17 protein-coding genes are annotated in these 20,005 nt (G+C 44.5%); 12 read left to right on the top strand and 5 right to left on the bottom strand.

The features are described from left to right. The first annotated feature begins 203 nt into the window (after positions 1–203). The 6 genes from MUB35_RS19650 (at position 204) to MUB35_RS19625 (ending at position 9,642) form a co-directional block, all read left to right on the top strand. Positions 204–1,925 carry a cache domain-containing sensor histidine kinase gene (locus tag MUB35_RS19650; RefSeq protein WP_244806664.1) on the top strand — a complete coding sequence of 574 codons (1,722 nt, stop codon included), beginning with the start codon at positions 204–206 and terminating at the stop codon, positions 1,923–1,925. Further along, positions 1,922–3,397, top strand: a complete 1,476-nt coding sequence (locus MUB35_RS19645; protein WP_033139511.1) for a response regulator — start codon at positions 1,922–1,924, stop codon at positions 3,395–3,397. Before MUB35_RS19650 ends, MUB35_RS19645 begins: the two co-directional genes overlap by 4 nt. Positions 3,398–3,541: 144 nt before the next feature. Next, complete coding sequence (locus MUB35_RS19640; RefSeq protein ID WP_244806663.1) at positions 3,542–4,834, top strand: ABC transporter substrate-binding protein; 1,293 nt, start codon at positions 3,542–3,544, stop codon at positions 4,832–4,834. A gap of 57 nt (positions 4,835–4,891) precedes the next feature. Then, complete coding sequence (locus tag MUB35_RS19635) at positions 4,892–5,794, top strand: carbohydrate ABC transporter permease (protein ID WP_033139513.1); 903 nt, start codon at positions 4,892–4,894, stop codon at positions 5,792–5,794. A 10-nt stretch (positions 5,795–5,804) separates the two neighbouring features. Beyond that, positions 5,805–6,659: a carbohydrate ABC transporter permease gene (locus MUB35_RS19630; protein WP_033139514.1), complete on the top strand. Its 855-nt coding sequence runs from the start codon at positions 5,805–5,807 to the stop codon at positions 6,657–6,659. Positions 6,660–6,669: 10 nt separating this feature from the next. Next, positions 6,670–9,642: a glycosyl hydrolase gene (locus MUB35_RS19625; RefSeq protein ID WP_244806662.1), complete on the top strand. Its 2,973-nt coding sequence runs from the start codon at positions 6,670–6,672 to the stop codon at positions 9,640–9,642. Here MUB35_RS19625 and MUB35_RS19620 read toward each other — a convergent pair whose 3' ends face one another. After that, a complete protein-coding gene (locus MUB35_RS19620) occupies positions 9,643–10,449 on the bottom strand; it encodes an AraC family transcriptional regulator (RefSeq protein WP_227244719.1) in 807 nt (268 codons plus the stop codon). A 156-nt stretch (positions 10,450–10,605) separates the two neighbouring features. On the opposite strand from MUB35_RS19620, the gene MUB35_RS19615 reads away from it, so the two are divergent. The 6 genes from MUB35_RS19615 to MUB35_RS19585 all read left to right on the top strand — a co-directional run bounded on the left by MUB35_RS19615 (position 10,606) and on the right by MUB35_RS19585 (position 16,357). Further along, positions 10,606–12,615 carry a beta-galactosidase gene (locus MUB35_RS19615; protein ID WP_244806661.1) on the top strand — a complete coding sequence of 670 codons (2,010 nt, stop codon included), beginning with the start codon at positions 10,606–10,608 and terminating at the stop codon, positions 12,613–12,615. Positions 12,616–12,801: 186 nt separating this feature from the next. Continuing rightward, positions 12,802–13,389, top strand: coding sequence for a TetR/AcrR family transcriptional regulator (locus tag MUB35_RS19610; protein ID WP_052098916.1), 588 nt, complete (start codon positions 12,802–12,804; stop codon positions 13,387–13,389). Further along, a complete protein-coding gene (locus tag MUB35_RS19605; protein ID WP_033139518.1) occupies positions 13,386–14,003 on the top strand; it encodes a DJ-1/PfpI family protein in 618 nt (205 codons plus the stop codon). The genes MUB35_RS19610 and MUB35_RS19605 overlap by 4 nt, the downstream gene beginning before the upstream one ends. Positions 14,004–14,087: 84 nt before the next feature. Beyond that, positions 14,088–14,714, top strand: coding sequence for a CatB-related O-acetyltransferase (locus MUB35_RS19600; protein ID WP_033139519.1), 627 nt, complete (start codon positions 14,088–14,090; stop codon positions 14,712–14,714). Between the two features lie 121 nt (positions 14,715–14,835). Next, positions 14,836–15,894: a DUF3781 domain-containing protein gene (locus MUB35_RS19590; protein WP_331477588.1), complete on the top strand. Its 1,059-nt coding sequence runs from the start codon at positions 14,836–14,838 to the stop codon at positions 15,892–15,894. A 16-nt stretch (positions 15,895–15,910) separates the two neighbouring features. After that, positions 15,911–16,357 (top strand): ribosomal maturation YjgA family protein, encoded by a 447-nt coding sequence (locus tag MUB35_RS19585; RefSeq protein WP_244806660.1) that lies wholly within the window; start codon positions 15,911–15,913, stop codon positions 16,355–16,357. A gap of 12 nt (positions 16,358–16,369) precedes the next feature. On the opposite strand, the gene MUB35_RS19580 is transcribed toward MUB35_RS19585, so the two are convergent. The 4 genes from MUB35_RS19580 to MUB35_RS19565 form a co-directional block, all read right to left on the bottom strand. Then, on the bottom strand, positions 16,370–17,119 hold the full coding sequence (locus MUB35_RS19580; RefSeq protein WP_244806659.1) for an acyl-CoA dehydratase activase: 750 nt from the start codon (positions 17,117–17,119) through the stop codon (positions 16,370–16,372). A 10-nt stretch (positions 17,120–17,129) separates the two neighbouring features. Further along, positions 17,130–18,281 (bottom strand): double-cubane-cluster-containing anaerobic reductase, encoded by a 1,152-nt coding sequence (locus MUB35_RS19575; protein WP_244806658.1) that lies wholly within the window; start codon positions 18,279–18,281, stop codon positions 17,130–17,132. Between the two features lie 109 nt (positions 18,282–18,390). Beyond that, positions 18,391–19,530, bottom strand: a complete 1,140-nt coding sequence (locus MUB35_RS19570) for an aminotransferase class V-fold PLP-dependent enzyme (protein WP_244806657.1) — start codon at positions 19,528–19,530, stop codon at positions 18,391–18,393. Between the two features lie 12 nt (positions 19,531–19,542). Next, entirely contained in the window at positions 19,543–19,872 is a 330-nt protein-coding gene (locus tag MUB35_RS19565) for a winged helix-turn-helix domain-containing protein (RefSeq protein WP_225305311.1), read from the bottom strand. Between the last annotated feature and the right edge of the window lie 133 nt (positions 19,873–20,005).

The raw sequence follows: 20,005 nt of genomic DNA, 5'->3' as shown, positions 1-20,005 counted from the left end.
GGTGGATTTGGCAGAATACACCTATATGGAGTATTATAAAACAATGGAGAGCATCGCTGTTATTATCAAAATAGCAGCGGTGCTCATTTTATTATCCGCCGGATAAACTCATCCATTGTAACTTCCCTGCCATTATCATATAATGTTAACACAGATACAAGCAGAATGACGACTACATACAGCAAAGGAAGGGCGGAAAACATATGAAAAAATCATTCAGGGGACTGCAGAAATACCGTATAAGATTAAAAATATTTATACTGTTCTTGATATTTGTTGTGATACCATATATTGTTTTGATTTTTGCTACATACAAAGTGTTTCAGGACTATGCGGGGGACAATTTCGGAAGCAGTATGCAGGAGACCATGATTTCCGTATCCAATCAGGTTTCCTCCTCTTTGAAGACATATGAAGACAGTACCATGTCTCTGTATCACAATGGAAGTATCGACCAGCTGGAGTCAGGAAATGCGGACAGGGATTTTATCGAACATTCCCTTGCGGCCTGTTGTTATTCCTACAGTGGTATTAAGGCAGCCTATCTGTCCAGTGGGGACGAGATATATTTCAGCGGAACCAAAGTGTATAAAAATCTGACAGATATCATGAAGAAATACAGCCGGGATATTTCGGAAGGCGGCGGGAAATACATGTGGTTTACATCAAATGAACTGTACGGCAAGGCCAGTACAAGACAATATATCCTTGCCAGGTCTTTAAACGGAAAGGAAGAGAAGAATATAGGTATCTTGTACTATATCATCAGTGACCAGATGATCAGAAGGGCATTTGACCGTCTGCAGATGGAGGATAATACAAAATATATGCTGGATGCGGATGGTACGGTTTTGTACAGTTCAGATAAGTCTGCAGTGAATCAGATAATGCAGACAGAAATTTTGGATTCAAAAAATAAGAATGGATATCAGATAACCGATGACGGCAGTGGAAAAAACGTGGAAGCTTACAGCAGAATGGAGAAGACAGGATGGGTTTTTATGGGGAGCGCCTCCATGGCATCTATGATGCGCTCCATGAAGCCATTGAAACAGGTGGTGGTGGTTATTTCCATTGTTTACTGTCTTTTTCTCATTTTGGTATTTTACACATTTCAAAGGTATTTTTTGAAACCGATCAGCGAACTGAAGTATGCGATGGATCAGTTTGCCAAGGGAAACAGAGAGGTACAGATGGGGGAAATAAGCAGCGGGGAGCTGAAAAGCCTGTCCGGTCATTTTAACAGTATGACAAAAAGGATCAATGAACTTATTCTGAACAATGAAAAAGAAGTAAACGAAAAAAATAATTTTAAAATGCAGGCTCTGGTAGCCCAGTTACAGCCTCATTTTCTGTATAATGCTCTGAACACCATCAAGTGGATGGCAGTGATTAATAAACAGGAAAATATCAGGAATCTGACGGAAGCCCTGATCTATATTCTGATGAATGCTGCGAAAAGTGATAAAGAGAATTATACTTTGAAAGAAGAGATAGAACTGATCAAGCGTTATGCTGTGATTCAGAAAGCCAGATTTATGAATTTTGAGATGGATTTTAACATTGAGGAGCAGGCGCTTTCGTGTCGAATCTTCAGATTTCTTATACAGCCAGTGGTGGAGAACGCTATCATACACGGGTTTAAACGGGGAATGACCCGGGGAGGGAAAATATCAGTATGTGCGTGGGTAGAGGGAGAAATCCTGAAGATCAGGGTTTCGGATAACGGATGCGGGTTCGATATGACAGAATGGAAAAACAGAGGCGCAGTGAGAGAAAACCACACCAATATCGGTCTTACTAATATCGAACAGATTATCAGTCTGGAATATGGCGGGGAATACGGAATGGAGATTACCAGTGAGCTGGAAAGAGGAACTGTGGTGGAATATAGACTTCCGGCTAAAGGAGAGGAGAGCAAATGATTCGTGTAATTATCGTGGAAGATGAAATTTTGTCCAGAATAGGGATTCAGTCTCTTCTGGAGGAACAAAAGGATATAGAAGTTGCCGGGACATTCGGATTTGCAAAGGATGCTCTTGAATATCTAAAAACCAATCTGGTGGATATTGTCATTACAGATATAGAGATGCCGGAGATGAATGGTCTTGAATTCATCCGTGAGATCAGGAAACAGGAACTGGCTGACGGAATTATTATTTTAAGCTGTTATGACAAATTTGAATATGCCAGGGAAGCCATCGCACTGGGGACAGATAACTATATTTTAAAGCAGGACATCAATGAAGAAAACTTAATGAAAGCTATCTGTGAGGTCAGGGAAAAAATATCCGGCAGGACAGGAGAACGGAGGAGGCTGCACAGTCTGGATGAAATACCGGCTGATGAAACAGACATAAAAGCAGTAGGCGTCATCAGATTAGAGCAGGATCATGTAGATGAAAAGATGATTCTGCATCTTTTAGATGGAATCATCAGCAGATATCACATGGGTTCCCTGATAGACTCCTATAACAGAAATCCCTTTATTGTTTTCAGGCTGCCGGCGTCCGTTCCAAAAGAGGAAAGGAAACGTATACTGGATGATTATATAGAAGAAATTCAAAAAAATATACTTCAGTATACAAATAAACATCTTCTAATGGGAATCAGCAGAGAATTCAGGGATATGCAGGGAATCCCCGCAGGATATCAGGAAGCTGATGAGGCGGTGGAGATGAGATTTTATCATGAATCTATATCTGTATATTACAGCGAAGATATCTGCTGGTCCCGGGAGACACCGGAGTTTATGTTCAGCACCAAATCCTTTATGGAAAAATCCGGCCTGGAGATATTTGAAAAAGAACTAAACCAATTTTTAAGTACATGCAGAAGGAAGCAGATATGGGTGAAGACAGCCAGGGATGCGCTGAGTCAGGCTGTGAGCATTTTTGTCTACAGTATTTTGAAGGAATATCTGTATGATATGGCGATTGTCAGGAGATGGAGCGGAAAATACCCCTTTGTAGATGCGGTCACGACATCTGCATCGTGTACAGAAGTGAATAGAAAAGTTCAGGAACTGATCGGGCAGTTCAAAGAGGCGCTCACAGAGATTTTTGAAGAAGATGATTTTGGCAGGATACTTTCCTATATTGACAAAAATATCAGCACAGGTCTTCCCCTGGAGGAACTTGCTGAGCTGGGAAATATGAGTATCTCAGCGTTCTGCAGAAAATTTAAGGATAGAATGGGTGTGACCCCGGTACAGTATATCAACCAGAAGCGGATAGAGAAGGTAAAAGAAATGATAAAAAAATCCGGCTGTACTTTAGGTGAAATTGCTGCAGCCGCAGGCTTTTCCAATGAAAATTATATGGTGCGGGTCTTCAAAAAAATCACCGGAAAGACCATAACAGACTACCGCAGGGATATGGGAAACGTAAAATTTTGAATCAGGAAAGCAGATTTTGAACCAATAGGTGAAAGCGGTATAAATATTTGAATCAGACGGGGAAGATAGTTGATGGTTCTCTGCGTGATATTTTCCTATAATTATCGTAGATGAAAACAAAGGAAAAGTTTAAGGAGGTAAATTATGAACTGGAAAAAAACAGTATCATTCATCTGCGCAGTATCTGTGATGGGGGTTTCCCTGACTGGGTGTGGTGAAAATTCACAGAGTACAAAAGGAAAAGGAAATGCCGATGGTGAATCAAAAGAAAACGATGGCGGGGTGTCAGGTACCCTGACAATCTGGGAACATGGCTACGGTTTTGAGGCCAGCCTTCAGCAGATTATTGAGGGATTTCAGAAAAAGTACCAGGACGTGGAAGTGGAGTATGAAATCAAGGACGGGGACAACTATTACAGTCTTCTGTCAACCGCAATTCAGTCAGGGGAAGGGCCGGACATTTTCTGGACAAACGGAACTGCTACGGCAAATATGAAAGATTATGTATCAAACGAAGTGTGTATGGATTTAACGGATAAGGTAGATTACAGTCTTTTTGGTGAAGATGCAATGAAACTGACTGAGGTAGATGGAAAAAATTATTCAGTACCGTGGCTTACTATGGATACCAGAGCTGTATATTACAACAAGGATATATTCGAGGAAAACGGCTATGAAGTACCGGAGAAATTCAGTGAATTTGAAGAATTGCTGGAAAAGATCAAAAAGGCCGGGTATACTCCCATATCCTTGTCAGGGGTAAATGTCTATTCCCTGCTGTTTACTTTTGAACCGATTCTCTCTGCAATGGATGTGGAATATACCAAGGGGCTGTCAGGCTATTCTGTAAAAGCCACGGACAAGCCTGCAGCGGATGCATTAAATAAAATGCTGGAATGGGCAGACAAGGGATATTTCGGAGATAACTGGCTGGGTGTTGCAGACAATAATGCCCAGACACTGGCGTTTACTTCCGGAGAGGCCGTGATGGATATTGCAGGTTCCTGGGAAGCGGCAACGATCAGTGAAAATAATCCGGATCTGAATTACGGGGCGTTTGAAATTCCATCAGAAGAAGGCATCAGAGGTATGGTAGGAACACCGGCAAATGGTTTTTCAGTCAATACTGCAACAGAAAATGAAGCGGCGGCTGTTGCGTTTATGAATTATTGTGCTTCTCTGGATGCCCAGACTGTCTGGGTCCAGTCTCAGGGGGCAGTGTCTGCCAGTGACGAGATTGAGGCTTCCACTGAAATTGCCAAAGAAATCTCAGAGAGTGGCGCAGGCAATATTTATACAAGCTGGCAGTCTGTTCTTGTAAACCACTCAACAGACGGCACGGCGGTGAGTCTCTGGGACGAGGATTTTACAAAAATTTTCTCAGGGGACATTACAGTAGAAGAATTCATGGACAACATAAGCAAAGTTATGCAGTAAAGGCTGTGCTGCCGGTCCTCAAAAGAGAACCGGCAGTATTTTTAAGGAGACGGATGTATGAATAAAAGACATAAACAGGTTAAATTTATCCTGCCCGGGTTTATTTTTTATACCTGCTTTATTATCCTGCCGATTATCTATGTGTTTTATCTGAGTTTTTTCCAGTGGTCAGGGTTGGGCGAAATGAAGTTTAATGGGATTCAGAATTTTGTCACCATCTTTACGGATGAGAGATTTTCACCGGTGTTTTTTAATGCGTTATGGAACAATATAAAATATCTGCTCTGTGTTTGGCTTATTATCACGCCTTTTCAGTATTTGATGGCATATCTGTTTTTTATCAAAATTCCGGCTTACAAGTACCTGAAATTTATGATATTCATGCCATATGTCATCAGTACAACGATCATAAGCTTTTTTGCAACTCTGATTTTTAACCCCAATATAGGTTTCCTGAATAAATTCCTTGAGGCGGTTGGTCTTGAGCATCTGCAGGGAGCATGGTTCGGAGATCCGAACTGGGCCTTCAAACTGATGATCTTATTGATCCTATGGCAGGGAGCCGGTTCGGGAGTTATGATATTTTACTCGAATTTTATGGATATCTCCAAAGATGTCATGGAAGCCAGCAGGATTGACGGTTGTACGGAATGGCAGCGGTTTACAAGGATTCTGGTTCCGCTTTCTCTGCCGTCCTGTGCGTCGGTCATCACTATGAGCACAATCTGGGCTCTGGCTCTCTTTGACCTGCCCTTCATTCTGGGCGGTGCAAAAGGCGGGGTCAGCGGATCTCTTGATTTTGTGAATCTGGTATTTTACCGTTACACTTTTGGCAGTGCTTTGAATGGTAAGTCCGAAATTGGATTTGGAGCATCCATCTGTGTGGTGATGTTTGCTGTCATGCTGATCATCACGACAATTCAAAACAAAGTCCTTAAAAAGTTTGAATATGACAATTAGGAGAATGGATATGAAAAAGGAGAAAAATACAGAAATACTTTCGCCGGGCGCCAGGGTTGTCAGATGGGTCTTGTCCATTATTCTGATGATATATACCGGAATCACTATTTTTGCACTGTCTATTACAGTGATGGATTCCCTGAAATCAAAAGGGGATATTGTAACTAATTTTGTCGGATTTCCGAAACAATTGACTATGGAAAGTTATTTCCGGGTTCTGAAGGAAGCAAACCTGCTACTGTATCTGAAAAATAGTGTGGTGCTTACGGTAGGCGGCACTCTGGGCTGCATTTTGCTGGCGGGACTGACCGCTTATGGAATTTCCAGATTTGATTTTAAAGGAAAAAATTTTCTGAGCGGATATTTTCTGATGGGTATGATGGTGCCGGTACAGGTCAGTGTACTGCCTCTGTTTCTGATTTTGAAAAGAATCGGCCTTCTGAACAACATTTTTGGAATGATGTTAGTGTATGCTTCAGGTATTTCCATGGCCTGCTTTATTTTCCAGAAATTTTTCCACACGATTCCTGTGGCACTAGAAGAATCAGCGCGGATAGACGGAGCAGGGGACTTCCGTATTTTTTTTCAGATTATTGCGCCGTTATGTAAACCGGTCGTAATGACGGTTGCGTTGATCACAGCAATTTCTCAGTGGAACGATTTCTATATGCCCATGGTGCTTCTTGGGAAGAAGACTTCAAATACCCTCACATTAGTTATCTATCAGTATATCGGCCAGTTCACAAAATATATGAGTGAATCCATGGCAGCCGTAGTTATCACGTTGATTCCTGTCATTGTGCTGTATTTCCTGTTCTCATCTAAAATTGTGGAAGGCCTGACAGGAGGAGCCGTCAAAGGTTAGAGGAAAATATATGGAAAGAAAAGAATTTGCACCGCTTAGCTTCTGGGCATGGAATGAGTTTATGGATGACGAGAGTATATGCCGCCGAATAGAGGAATTTCATGAGGAGGGCCTGCGTGGATTTTTCATGCATTCCAGGGCCGGACTTATGACTTCCTATCTGTCAAAAGAGTGGTTCCATGCCTGCCGGACAGCCGTGAAAAAGGCGGAAGAGCTGGGAATGGAGGCCTGGATTTATGACGAAGACGGATGGCCCAGTGGTTTTGCCGGCGGTCTGGTAAATGGCTGCGGACAGGAATATCAGGCAAAGTATATAAAAATCTGCAAAGCAGATGATGAAACAGCAGGACACCGCATATTGGCGTCCTTTCGAAAAACTTCCCACGGCTATGATTTTACAGAGCCGGCAAAGGCGGATGTGCTGTTTGTTTGTGTCACAGAACCGAATTATGTGGATTTACTGTCTAAAAAAGTTACGGAAAAATTCCTGGAAGTGACACACGAACGTTATAAAGAGGAGTTGGGTGAATTTTTCGGTACAGTAGTCCCCGGATTTTTTACGGATGAACCGCAGTATGACCTGCATGGGTTTCCTTACAGTGATGAATTGGAAGAATATTTCCGGAAACGAAATGGGTATTCCTTTTTAAAGTCCATGTATCTTTTTTTGGAAACAGAATCCCCGGAAACGGGGAAATTCCGGAAAGATTACTGGGATACGGTGCAGGAGATGATGGAATTTCATTTTGCACGGCAGATTTATGACTGGTGCGAAAAAAATCATGTGAAGTTTACGGGACATTTTCCGGGGGAGGACAGTTATATCCAGCAAATGCAGAGCACGGCAGGCGTGATGCCAAAATATAAGTATATGCAGCAGCCGGGCATTGACCATTTGGGAAAGAGAATCACCTCTGTGCTCCTGACAAAGCAGGTTACCAGTGCGGCAAAGCAGTATGGGAGAAATAAAGTGCTTTCCGAGACTTTTGGCTGTGCGGGGTGGAATATTACTTTTGAGGAGATGTGTTATATCTGGGGCTGGCAGGCAGCCTCAGGGATCAATATCCCTGTATTGCATATAGGTGCCCACACAATGAAGGGAATCAGAAAAAGAGATTATCCTGCCTTTTATTCTTATCAGGAACCCTGGTGGGAGCAGTTTCATCATGTTGCTCATTGGATGGAAGGCATAGGCTATTTTATGGAAAAAGGAGAATGGACTGAGGATACATTGGTATTGAGTCCTTTAAAATCCATATATCTGCTCCACAGGGAACGAAGATCAGAGGTGGAACAAGAGTATGCGGCTTCCTACCGCAGCCTCTTGGAGAATTTGATGGATATTCAGGTAGGGTATGATATTGGTGATGAAGAAATCATACGTGACTGCGGAGCAGTGGAAGACGGGAAATTTATAGTTGGCAAATGTGTTTATCATACCGTAATTGTACCAAAGTGCCTGATATTGGAAGAAAATACGGTATGTCTCCTTAAAAAATTCAGGAGCCAGGGCGGAACTGTCTTGTTTACAGGGGAACTACCAAAATGCGGGCCTGCTGATATGACATGGGCCAAAGATTGTCATGTCATTCAAAATAGAAGAGGATTTTGGGATAAATGCTTCGCAGCATTACACAGTAAAAGGGATATGGTTGTCTTTGAGAAAGAAGGACTTCATATAGCGAAAGACCTTTGTGTATCGGTAAAACAGGCAGAAAAAAAATATATTTATATATGGAACCGTCATCAGGACAGCGTAAGGAAGCTGATGCTAAAGATATCCGGACAGCAAAAGGTTTGCGAAATAAATCCGGAGACTGAGGCCAGAACTTTTATGGAGGTGCAGTACAGCGGCGGAGATTCCATGGTGTATTTCCAGATGGAAGGCAGACAGTCCATACTTCTGGAAGCCGTGGAAGGGATGTCACATTACAGGGAGCCGGAAGAAATGTATACCTGTAGCCTCAGAGGAAACTGGAAGCTGTCCGGAAGAAATGCCCTGACTCTGGACTATGCGGCTTTCTCTTTTGACGATAAAATCTATTCAGAAGAAATGCCGATGGTAAAAATGCATCCTGAATTATACCGCAGGGCAGCAGAGGAAAAGGCAGATAAGTTTTATATTCGTTACAGTTTCCATAATGAAATGGAACATCCTGTTACGCTTCAGGCAGCAGTAGAAGATGATGACTGTATAGGAGTGTGGTGCAACGGAACTGAAATCACCTCATCCAGAGCAGACTGGTATATGGACGAAAAAATCCATGAATATTCTCTGGAGGGAAAATTGAAAGAGGGATGGAATACAGTAAAAGCAGCTTACCGTATCCCGTCGGAGGAAGTCAGGGACGTGGACGGACTGTTTGAGACGGAAGTAAACAGATTTTTTTATCCGGTTGAACCGGAGGCCATTTATATACTGGGAGACTTCTGGGTCCAGCCGCAGGCACTGCCTGTTCAAAAGCCGGCATATATACAAGTAAAGCGCTGTACTTTTAGTCTAAGGGACAGAAAAGAAATTTCAGGATTCCAGAACGTAACTACTCAGGGATGCTGGTTTTACAGAGGAAATCTGAAGACCGTGCTTGAGATTGATAAGATGGAGGAATGCATACAGTATCTGAAATTTTCTGACCTGAGGGCAGCAGCCGTTTTGATTCGATGCAACGGGCATTCTGAACTGCTTTATATGTCTCCTTTCAGGGTGAAGCTTACTCCAATGCTGAGAGAGGGGAAAAATCATGTGGAGGTAATACTGTATGGCACCAACAGGAATCTTTTAGGCCCTCACCATCACTGCAAAGGGGAAGTGTGCTTTGTGGGACCCAACACCTTTAAAGGTATTCGGGGATATGAGGATCATGTAGTAAGCCCGGATATAGATTTTGAGGATACCTGGACAGATTCCTATTCATTTCAGCCTTTTGGCGTGGGCAAAATTATACTTGAACAGAAAAAAGCGGTACGATCAGAAGGATGCTGATCAGTTAAGCTTCCGAAACCCCAAAGGCGTGACCCCGGTTATTTTCCTGAAGATAGAGATAAAATGGCTCGCATCCGCAAACCCCACCTTATGCGCAATATCCTGCACTTCCATACGCGGATTTGTGAGCAGATACTCCTTTGCCTTGTTGATCCTGTAAATAGTCAGGTATTCATAAGCGGAGCATCCCAGAAAACGGTGGAACAGCCGTGACAGGTACTGGGGCGAGATGTATACCTGGCGGCTGAGTTTCTGTACGGTCAGCTCGGAATGATAATTTGTTTCGATTTCCCGTATCACCGGGGCCACATACCTCTGATACAGGGAATCTTCCAGAAGGTCGCGGGTATTGATACCGTCTGCAAGAAACATCAGGAGCCGATAGCAGTCTGCAGATAAGGCTTTGACATCCATGGGCGGGTTCTCATATTTCTTTACTATGCCGGAAATAAAAGACGCTATCTCGGCGCCCTGCTCCTTTCCGATAAAGATAAACGGCCTGTTTCCTAAAAGTCTGGGAATGCTGCTTTCAATAGTCCCTGTAAAGGTGGCAAACAGGGTGAGCCATTCCTCTGTCTCCTTTCCATAGGAATGCTGGATGAACGGCGTGATCAATACACCTTCTCCCTCCAGCAGAAGGTATTCCTTTCCCTGTATGGTGATTCTGCCGCTTCCCTTTTCGGACTGGAGATAGTGGCAGAGCGGATAGCCCTTGGGACGGGAAGTGTGTTCCTGTACCCAGTGGTTTCCTATGGAATCAAAAGTAAACGGTTCGCTGACCGGTGTATTTCTAAAATAAATCGGCATTGTTCTCACCTGTTTCAAAATGTTATATTATTTAGCTTAACATATTACACAATCCTTTGTCTATCTATAATATAATTAAACTAACCGTAAGAGAAAGCAGAAGTAACGGTTCAGCTTGTCTGAATTGTTGCAAGCAGAAATAAGGAGACAGGTGACATGAAAGGTAAATTTAAAAGAATTTTATACGGCGGGGATTATAATCCAAACCAGTGGCCAAAGGATATCTGGCAGGAGGATATGAGGATATTTAAGGATGCGCGGATCAACAGCGCCACCATCAATGTATTTTCCTGGGCAAAGATCCAGCCCTCAGAGGAAGTCTATGACTTCAGTGAACTGGACGAGATTGTGGAGATGCTGAGCCGGGAGAATTATGACATTGTGCTTGCCACATCCACGGCTGCGCTTCCCGCATGGATGGTGAAGCGGTATCCTGAAGTTGCAAGAACAGACTATGAGGGAAGGCATCACAAATTCGGACAGAGGCACAATGCGTGCCCGAATTCTCCGGTCTATCAGAAGTATGCGGAGGCGCTTGCAAAAGAACTGGCAAAGAGATACGGAAGCAATGAACATATTGCGTGCTGGCATATTAATAATGAATACGGCGGCGAATGTTACTGCGAGAATTGTGAAAAGGCATTCCGCGTCTGGCTGAGGAAAAAGTATGGAACCATAGAAGCTCTGAATAAAGCGTGGAATCTGGAATTCTGGGGACATACCATTTATGACTGGGATGAGATCGTACTGCCTAATGCGCTGAGTGAAGGGCTGGGGAGCGATAAGACGGCATTTGCGGGGATCTCTGTGGATTACCGCAGATTTATGTCAGACAGCATGCTGGGTAATTATGTGATGGAGCGGGATGCGGTACGCTGTTATGATAAAGAGACTCCGATCACCACGAATCTCATGGGAACCTACAAGGGGCTGGACTATTTCAAATGGGCAAAAGAGATGGATGTCGTGTCCTGGGATAATTATCCCAGCTATGACACACCATGGAGTCAGACCGCTATGTGCCATGATCTCATGCGCGGTCTGAAGGATGAATCTTTTATGCTGATGGAGCAGACACCGAGCCAGCAGAACTGGCAGCCATATAATTCCCTGAAAAGGCCGGGACAGATGCGGGCCCAGAGTTATCAGACCATTGCCCATGGTGCGGATACCATCCAGTTTTTCCAGCTTCGCAGAAGCGTTGGCGGATGTGAAAAGTTCCACGGGGCAGTCATTGCCCATGTGGGTACTGAGGATACGAGAGTATTCAGGGAGGTACAGCAGCTCGGACAGGAACTGGAGATGCTGGGAGACCGGACACTGGATTCCGTCAATGAGGCAGAGGTGGGCATTGTCTTTGACTGGGATAACTACTGGGCACTGGAATATACCAGCGGACCGAATGTGGATCTGACATATGTAGACCAGATACACCAGTATTACCGGTATTTTTATGAGCGCAATATTCCTGTCAATATGATACCCTTTGACGCGGATTTTAGCAGGTATAAAATGGTTGTAGCGCCTGTTCTTTACATGGTGAAAGCCGGTATGCAGGAAGCCCTGGAGGATTTCGTAAGTAAAGGCGGCGTTCTGGTCACTACATATATGAGCGGAATCGTGGACCAGTCGGATAATGTATATCTCGGCGGCTATCCCGGAGTTCTGAGCAAAATGGCCGGAGTGTGGGTGGAAGAGATTGACGCCCTGGCACCGGAGCAGGAAAATACGGTGATCTTTGACGATGGTGTCAGTGTGCCCGGCAGATTGGTATGTGATATCATACATCTGAGAGGGGCAGAATGCATCGGCCGTTACGGAAAAGATTTCTATGCAGAGAGCCCGGCAGTGACCAGGAATCTGTTCGGGGACGGATCCGTATATTACATCGGAACAGAAATGAACTGCCGGGGGCTTGCGAAGGTCCTTGACATGGCAGCAGAAGATGTAAGCGTTAAACCGGTTGTGGAAGAGAAGACAGGTCTTGAAATCACCTGCAGGAAGAAAGACGGACAGAGATATTATTTTGTGATCAATTTTAAGGATGAAGATTTTGAAATTCCCTCCTGCTTTGTGGGAAACACAGATGTGCTGACAGGGGAATGTGTGAAAAGCGGCGAGATGCTTTCAAAATATGATGTTAAGATCATCTGCACAGAAGATTAGATATTAGAATTATTATAAAGTTTCTGCTAAAAGAGGACAGTGGCACTGAGAAGTGTGTGCAGTCCTCTTTTGGCATAGACGATGTATGGCCCAAATGGATTGACAAAACCGAAAGATGGGATATAATGAAAATAGATTTTAACATAAACGAATTTATATAAATACATTTTTAGAGAAGGTGAGAGATTGCCGCGGACACAAATCCCAAAAGAAGCCATATTGAAAGCCGCCCTGAGGAAACTGATCCGGGATGGGTATTCCAGCTTGAACATTAAAAGTATTGCGGAGGAGATTGGCTGTTCCACACAGCCCATTTCCTGGCATTTTGGCAATATGGAGACACTGCGCAGAGCGCTGGCAGAATTTGCTTTGAACTATGCCGATGAGAAAATGTACAGAGGCGGGAAACAGGGGATGGATGCCTTCTTTCATGTGGGCAGGGCTTACATAGAGATGGCATTTGATGAACCTAATCTTTTCCAGTATCTGTTTATGAACGGCGGAAGCGGAAACCGTGGAATCGGATTTAAACAACTTGTAAATACGGATGAGAAAAAAGAGATGATACAGCAGATCACAGTTGATCTGCAGATACCGAAAGAAAAGACCAGCCAGTTTTTTCATAATATGATAATCTACACACACGGTCTGGCCTCTTATATTGCCACAGGACAAATCACAGCACCCAAAGAAGAGGTGTGGGATATGCTCAAAAAAGCCGTCTTTTTGTTTCATGAGGAACAGGCGCAGTCAGAGAAGGGAAAAGAAGGATGAAAAAAACAATTTTATTTGTAATACTGGAGCAGTATGCGGATTGGGAATCAGCCTACCTGGCATCAGCGCTCTATATGCTGGGACAGGGAAAATATGAGGCAAAGACAGTATCCCTGACAACAGACAGGGTGGCATCCATCGGCGGTTTTCATGTGGTACCGGATTATGATATCTGCTCAGTGCCGGAGGATTATGAAGCTGTCATTCTGGTTGGAGGCATGTCCTGGAGAAATGCAGAGGCCGGGAAAATCGCGCCTCTGGCAAAACAGTGCTTTGAAAAGGGAAAGGTTCTTGGTGCAATATGTGACGCGTCAGCTTTTCTGGGAACCATTGGCCTTTTGAACCACGTTGAACACACAAGCAATAATTTAAATGACTTAAAACAATGGGCAGGTGAGGCATATACAGGGGAAGCGAATTACATTGCAAAACAAGCTGTGAGCCATAAAAATGTGGTTACCGCCAACGGCACAGCAGCGCTGGAGTTTGCAAAAGAGGTACTGCTCGCTTTAGAAGCGGCACCGGAGGAGAAGATAGTGGAATGGTTCCAGTTTCACAAACTGGGATATTATGCTTCCGTAGTGCCTAAGGACGCCAATAGCTGGAACGACTAGAGAAGAGGTGAGGTGCGGTGAAACGTTGTATTGCAGCAGCCGGAATAGCTGATAAACCAAATTATGATTACAGGAGGATTTTTTATGACTATTCCGGAGAAAGAAATTTATCCCAGAACAGGCGATAAACAGACGATTTATTTAAAGAACGTGATCCATGATCCCAATATAACGGTTGGGGAATACACGATGTATAACGATTTTGTCAATGACCCGGTGCTGTTTGAGAAAAATAACGTATTATACCATTATCCCATCAACAGGGATAAGCTTATCATCGGGAAATTCTGTTCCATTGCCTGCGGCGCAAAATTTTTGTTTAACAGTGCAAACCACACATTCCGTTCGTTGTCCACATACCCGTTTCCTCTTTTCTTTGAGGAGTGGGAGCTGGATAAAAAGAATGTAACGGATTCCTGGGACAACAAGGGAGATATTGTGATCGGCAGTGATGTGTGGATCGGTTACGAGGCTGTTGTAATGGCCGGCGTAACCATCGGTGACGGGGCAATCATAGGGACCAGGGCAGTGGTGACAAAGGACGTTCCACCCTATACGATCGTAGGGGGGATACCTGCGAAACCTATACGAAAACGTTTCTCGGAGGAAACCGTTCAGGCACTGCTTGACTTAAGGTGGTGGGACTGGCCGAAAGAAAGGATCATGCAGAATCTGCAGGCCATTCAGTCCGGCTGTATAGAGAAGCTTTGAAAGTGGGGCCCTTCGGGGCCCTGCATGAATATCTCTGCCTGCCGGGGTATGGAACCGGCTGCCAGGGAAATATCAGCGAACGGCAGAGCTGTCCGCAGCGTTTTGCAGATATGGAGTGACTATGGAAAATGAGAGAAGAAACAGACTGACGGATCATCTGGATAAACTGCATACAACAGAGTTAGGGGCAATGCGGATCAGAAGGAATCTTGCCCTGGATACGGATCAGGTGACTGCATGGTGCAAAGAAAAAATAAGGTCGCCCCATGCTGTTATCACCAGAAAAGGAAAGAACTGGTATGTAAGCGCTGATGGCTGCGTCATTACGGTTAACGCCGGCAGTTGGACAATCATTACAGCACATCGGGAAAAACATAGAGCGGATACATCCGTAAATTATATCAGCGGAAATAAAGCGGCATGGGAGGAAGCCTTTGAGCACAGGCATCCCGGCTGGGGAGAGGAAAACCATGTAAAATTAATGCATGAGAGGCTGCCGTTTTTCTGTCCGGATGTTATAAAAGAACTGGAACAAATAGATTTTAAAGAGAAAACCATATCCCAGTTTTGCTGCAACAACGGACGGGAACTGCTGTCCCTGATGCAGCTTGGGGCCAAAAATGCGGTGGGGTTTGATATTGCGGAAAATATTATAGAGCAGGCAAGAGACACCGCGGAGAAGGCCGGCATGGACAACTGCCGTTTTGTCTCATGCAATATACTGGAGATTCCTGAAACATATAACGGTCAGTTTGATTTTATTCTGTTCACCATAGGAGCGCTGACGTGGTTTGAGGACCTAAAACCGCTTTTTCGGAAAGTATCAGACTGCTTAAAGCCAGGGGGAATCCTGTTAGTCCATGATTTTCATCCGGTGATGAACATGCTGCCATTGCCGGGGGAACCGGAATTTGACGAGAAACATTTGAATAAAACAGCGTATTCTTATTTCAGAAAAGAGCCATGGAAAGAGAATGAAGGGATGGGATATATGTCAGAGACATACGAATCCAAAACCTTCACCAGCTTTTCCCATACAATGGCTGATATTATCAGTGGGGTAAGCTGTGCAGGGATGCGCGTGCTGAAGCTGGAGGAGTTCGATTATGATGTGGGCTTGACTGAGGCATATGATAAAAAAGGATTACCGCTGTCTTTTCTTCTGACCGCGGAAAAATAACGGCAGGAGTGGGGCAATGCAGGAAAATAAAGAAGCAGAACGAAACAGGATCACATATTTGATATGGATCATAGTGACCATGATACTCGGCCTTTCATCAAGAAAATTCGGTCCTTATCTACCGGCATTTGTCAGGGATTATGCGGGGGATACTCTCTGGGCATTGATGGTATTCTGGGGGATTGGATTTCTATTTGTAAAAATGTCCACAGGAAAGGTGATGGCCGCAGCGCTTCTGCTTTCCTACGCCATAGAATTTTCTCAGTTATACCAGGCAGATTGGATCAACGCACTGCGCCATACCACTTTGGGCGGTCTGGTATTGGGGTTTGGTTTTTTATGGAGTGATCTTGTGTGTTATACTGCCGGAGTCCTGGCAGGCGGGCTGATGGAATATACCGCTGCCCCTTTCTTCTTCCGCAGTATCGTTTGCCTGAGAAGAGGAAAGGGGCGGCGGGAGTAAAACAATATTAGGCTATAGCGTTTCGGAGGCAATGACTGCGGCTCCTATGGCTCCGGCATATTGTGCCATTTGATGGGTATGTACCTCTAATTGCAGATATTCTTCAAGGGTCTTTCGGAATATTTCATATTTAGACAGGCCGCCTGTGAAGAAAACTTTTCCTTCCAGATTCATCTTCTGGGCAAAAAACGAAGTTCGTTTGCAGATGGCGTGTATCATTCCCAGTGCGATATTACCGGCATCCTCTCCTTCAGCCAGGAGACTGACAATCTCACTTTCAGCAAAAACTGTACACATACTGCTGATACTGGCTGGCTTTTTTCCTTGTACAAAAGTATCGATACTGTCCAGCGGTGCATCCAGAGTACGCATCATCATTTCTATAAATCGTCCTGTTCCTGCCGCACACTTGTCATTCATCAAGAAGTCTGCTACCTGCCGCTGTTCATTGAGCAGAATAGCTTTACAGTCCTGCCCTCCGATGTCTATGACAACCCGGATGGAAGGATCCAGCCAGGCAGCTCCTCTGGCATGGCAGGTGATTTCCGTGATTTTCTTGTCCGCCTGCTCCAAAAGTCCCCTTCCATAACCGGTAGATATGGTGAAATCCACACCATTTTGGGATAAGGCTTTGTATACGGTGTTCAGGCTTTCCTTTGGTCTGGCAGTTGTAGGCACCAGCAGGGCAGACACGATTTCGGTTCCGTCAAACAAGATTCCCTTTGTGGTTGTAGAGCCTGAGTCGATTCCTAGACTTAACATATGGTCCCTCCTACAACATTTCAAGAAATGCAGCCATTCTGGTATTCAGCTGTCCGATATCACTGACGGAATAGTCAGTCTCCAGAGACATGTATGGCAGATGATAGGTTTCCGTCACGAACCGCTTGATTCCAATGGTTTCCACATTATATGTATGACATGCCTGCAGTACAACATCAACGACTGCGTCCGGCCGGAATTCTTCGATAAGCTGTCCCATCAGTTTATATCTGCTGGGGTTAGGTGACATACAGGAACATCCTATATTCAGATAGCGTTTTGCCAACGCTTCATATACATCAGGATTTTGTTCATCTACCAATTCCTCCACAGATTTGGCTCCCCCGCAGTTTTCAAATACAACAACCACTCCGCCATTGTCTTCAATGGCCTTGATAACCTTTGAGGCCCCGCCGTTGACAGGGGAACCGGTGATCATGATTCTCGGTCTTTTTTCCAGGTGATTTCCTTCCTCATATTCTTTTTCGATTTTGTCACAGATGGCGTGAATTTCCAGGGCAGACTGTTTTTTGTCAAATTTAAAGGTGGCGCCGTAGAGTACTTTATATAAATCGTCTCCAAGCATGGGGGCAGGGTCTTTTTTCATGAGTTTGTAAAGACGCTTCAGTGCTTCCCGTTCCCGGTTTCTCTCTTTTATGGCAGCTCTGATTTGACCTTCTGTTATGATAACTTCAAATTTTTCCTCCAGGACTTTTTTGAAACGGATGATCTCATTTTTATACATGGTACATCCGTCCTCGCTCTGTCTGTTCGGCAGTTCCATCACGTGCACAGGTTTAAAATTTGCCAGATATTCGTACATCTTCTTTTTTCCGTCGCATGTGGTTTCCCCTACTACCAGGTCGGAGAAATAAAAAAACGGGCACTTATCTGTTTTGGCAAATCCATAACTGGATTTGATCAGCGGACAGAGATTTCTTGGCAGGTCTTTTTCGGCATCGGGAATGGTTTCATCAGAAGTTGAGCATAATCCTACTACAGCGGCGCCCATGGCGGCAGGAATTTCCTGTGGGAAGTAGGTACAGAAAACACCGACGATGGGGACACCTTTTTCCTTTAGACTTTTTATTCCCAGGAAAGATTTCTTTCTCTGCTCTGCAAATTCTTCGTATATTTCCGGTAAATCCTTGATTAATTCCATGTTTTTTCTCCTTCATGTTCTATGTTATTTTTAAGCTGTTCCAATTCGTTATTCTTTTAAAAATATAACGAAGGATAAATAAAAAAGTCCGGTATATGAAAACCATATATTATTCCGAAGCAATTTTCCTGACAGCATCTATGGCTGCCTGCACTTCCTCCTCTGTGTTATAATAGGAAAAGCTGAACCGTACAGCGCCCTGTTCGGCTGTTCCCAGTGCCTGATGCAGTCTGGGGGCACAGTGTGCTCCGGGTCTGGTGGCAATATCATAGACCTGGGACAGTTCATCACTGACTTCTGACGAATCATAATCCCAAATATTCAGAGCTACAATAGGAGCGCGCATCCATGTGGAAAAGTCCCCGTATACCGTTACACCATCTATATCCTTTACCCCCTCATAAAAGGTTCGGGTAAGTCTCTGCTCATGTCTGAAAATACGGTCCATCCCGGTTTTTTCAATAAATGCGGCGCCGGCGCCTAAACCGGCGATCCCATGTCCGTTCAGAGTACCCGCCTCAAGGCCTGTCGGCAGTTCTTTCGGATGTATCCTGTCAAAGGTCCGGATTCCGCTTCCTCCCACTTTTAAAGGTCTGATCTCCAAGTCACCGTACACAGCCAGTCCGCCTGTCCCCTGAGGGCCGAAGAGACTCTTATGTCCGGTAAAACACAATACATCAATGTGCATTTCCTCCATGTCAATGGGGAACACACCTGCAGTCTGGGAAGCGTCCAAAATAAAAAGCGCGCCGTATGTATCCGCAATTTTACCGACTCTGGCAATATCGACTAAATTACCTGTAAGATTTGAGCCGTGTGTACAGACGATCGCTTTTGCGTTATCTTTTACAAGAAGCTCCAACCGGTCATAGTCAATACATCCCCTTTTGTCTGCTTCTGCAAAAGAAAGCCGGATATCCTTTTCCTGTTCCAGCCGATAGAGGGGTCTGAGAACAGAATTATGCTCCAGATCTGTAGTGACAACATGCTCTCCGGGTCCGATCAAACCCTGTATTGCAGTATTTAATGCCTCTGTAGAGTTTAGAGTAAATACAACATTCTGAGCCTGCGGACAGTGAAACATCTCTGCCAGGATCTCCCTGGTTTCGTAAATCCTTCTGGAAGCTGTAAGTGCCTCCTCATGGGAACCTCTGCCGCTGTTTCCCATATGCATCATAGCCTGCAGCACTGCCTCTGCCACCTCCGGGGGTTTATGCAGTGTAGTAGCCGCATTATCAAGATAAATCATTTCCTTCTCCTTTTACCAATATTTTTTGAACAGTTCCTCCACGATCAGGCCGGATTCCCTGTCAAAAGCCTCGTATTTTTCCAAAAAGCTGCGTCCTCTGGGAGTCAATACCGAACCTCCGCCATTCTTGCCCCCACTTTGCTTTTCTACCAGTTCAAACCCAAGCTGTTCCTCTGCATTGTGGAGTATCTTCCAGGCTTTGCTGTATGCGATTCCCATCTTTTTGGCGGCCGCATTCAAGGAGCCTTCCTTATCGATCAGACGGAGAAGCTGAGCGACTCCCTTTCCGAAAATCTTCTCCCCTTCCTCATTGCACAGCCGCAGTGACATACTGATTTTCAAGTAGTGATCCTCCCCTTCCGGTATACTGCTTATTTTTACATTATACCAACATCACCGTGCAGGAAGCAATACCTTTGGCATATTCCTTTCATGATATATTACGATCGTACTTCGTTTGTTTCCTTTAAGTGCT

This window comes from Blautia sp. NSJ-175 (assembly GCF_022867815.1).
Classification (GTDB): domain Bacteria; phylum Bacillota; class Clostridia; order Lachnospirales; family Lachnospiraceae; genus Blautia; species Blautia celeris.
The sequence above is the reverse complement of the archived record's forward strand: the minus strand, read 5'-3'. Positions and strand labels throughout refer to the sequence as shown.

Bases quoted from the DNA above. Each gene is read 5' to 3' on its own strand.
- MUB35_RS19600 (WP_033139519.1), top strand. From the start codon at position 14,088: ATGACTATTCCGGAGAAAGAAATTTATCCCAGAACAGGCGATAAACAG.
- MUB35_RS19585 (WP_244806660.1), top strand. From the start codon at position 15,911: ATGCAGGAAAATAAAGAAGCAGAACGAAACAGGATCACATATTTGATA.
- MUB35_RS19635 (WP_033139513.1), top strand. From the start codon at position 4,892: ATGAATAAAAGACATAAACAGGTTAAATTTATCCTGCCCGGGTTTATT.
- MUB35_RS19625 (WP_244806662.1), top strand. From the start codon at position 6,670: ATGGAAAGAAAAGAATTTGCACCGCTTAGCTTCTGGGCATGGAATGAG.
- MUB35_RS19620 (WP_227244719.1), bottom strand. From the start codon at position 10,449: ATGCCGATTTATTTTAGAAATACACCGGTCAGCGAACCGTTTACTTTT.
- MUB35_RS19575 (WP_244806658.1), bottom strand. From the start codon at position 18,281: ATGGAATTAATCAAGGATTTACCGGAAATATACGAAGAATTTGCAGAG.
- MUB35_RS19640 (WP_244806663.1), top strand. From the start codon at position 3,542: ATGAACTGGAAAAAAACAGTATCATTCATCTGCGCAGTATCTGTGATG.
- MUB35_RS19590 (WP_331477588.1), top strand. From the start codon at position 14,836: ATGGAAAATGAGAGAAGAAACAGACTGACGGATCATCTGGATAAACTG.
- MUB35_RS19630 (WP_033139514.1), top strand. From the start codon at position 5,805: ATGAAAAAGGAGAAAAATACAGAAATACTTTCGCCGGGCGCCAGGGTT.
- MUB35_RS19605 (WP_033139518.1), top strand. From the start codon at position 13,386: ATGAAAAAAACAATTTTATTTGTAATACTGGAGCAGTATGCGGATTGG.
- MUB35_RS19645 (WP_033139511.1), top strand. From the start codon at position 1,922: ATGATTCGTGTAATTATCGTGGAAGATGAAATTTTGTCCAGAATAGGG.
- MUB35_RS19650 (WP_244806664.1), top strand. From the start codon at position 204: ATGAAAAAATCATTCAGGGGACTGCAGAAATACCGTATAAGATTAAAA.
- MUB35_RS19580 (WP_244806659.1), bottom strand. From the start codon at position 17,119: ATGTTAAGTCTAGGAATCGACTCAGGCTCTACAACCACAAAGGGAATC.
- MUB35_RS19570 (WP_244806657.1), bottom strand. From the start codon at position 19,530: ATGATTTATCTTGATAATGCGGCTACTACACTGCATAAACCCCCGGAG.
- MUB35_RS19615 (WP_244806661.1), top strand. From the start codon at position 10,606: ATGAAAGGTAAATTTAAAAGAATTTTATACGGCGGGGATTATAATCCA.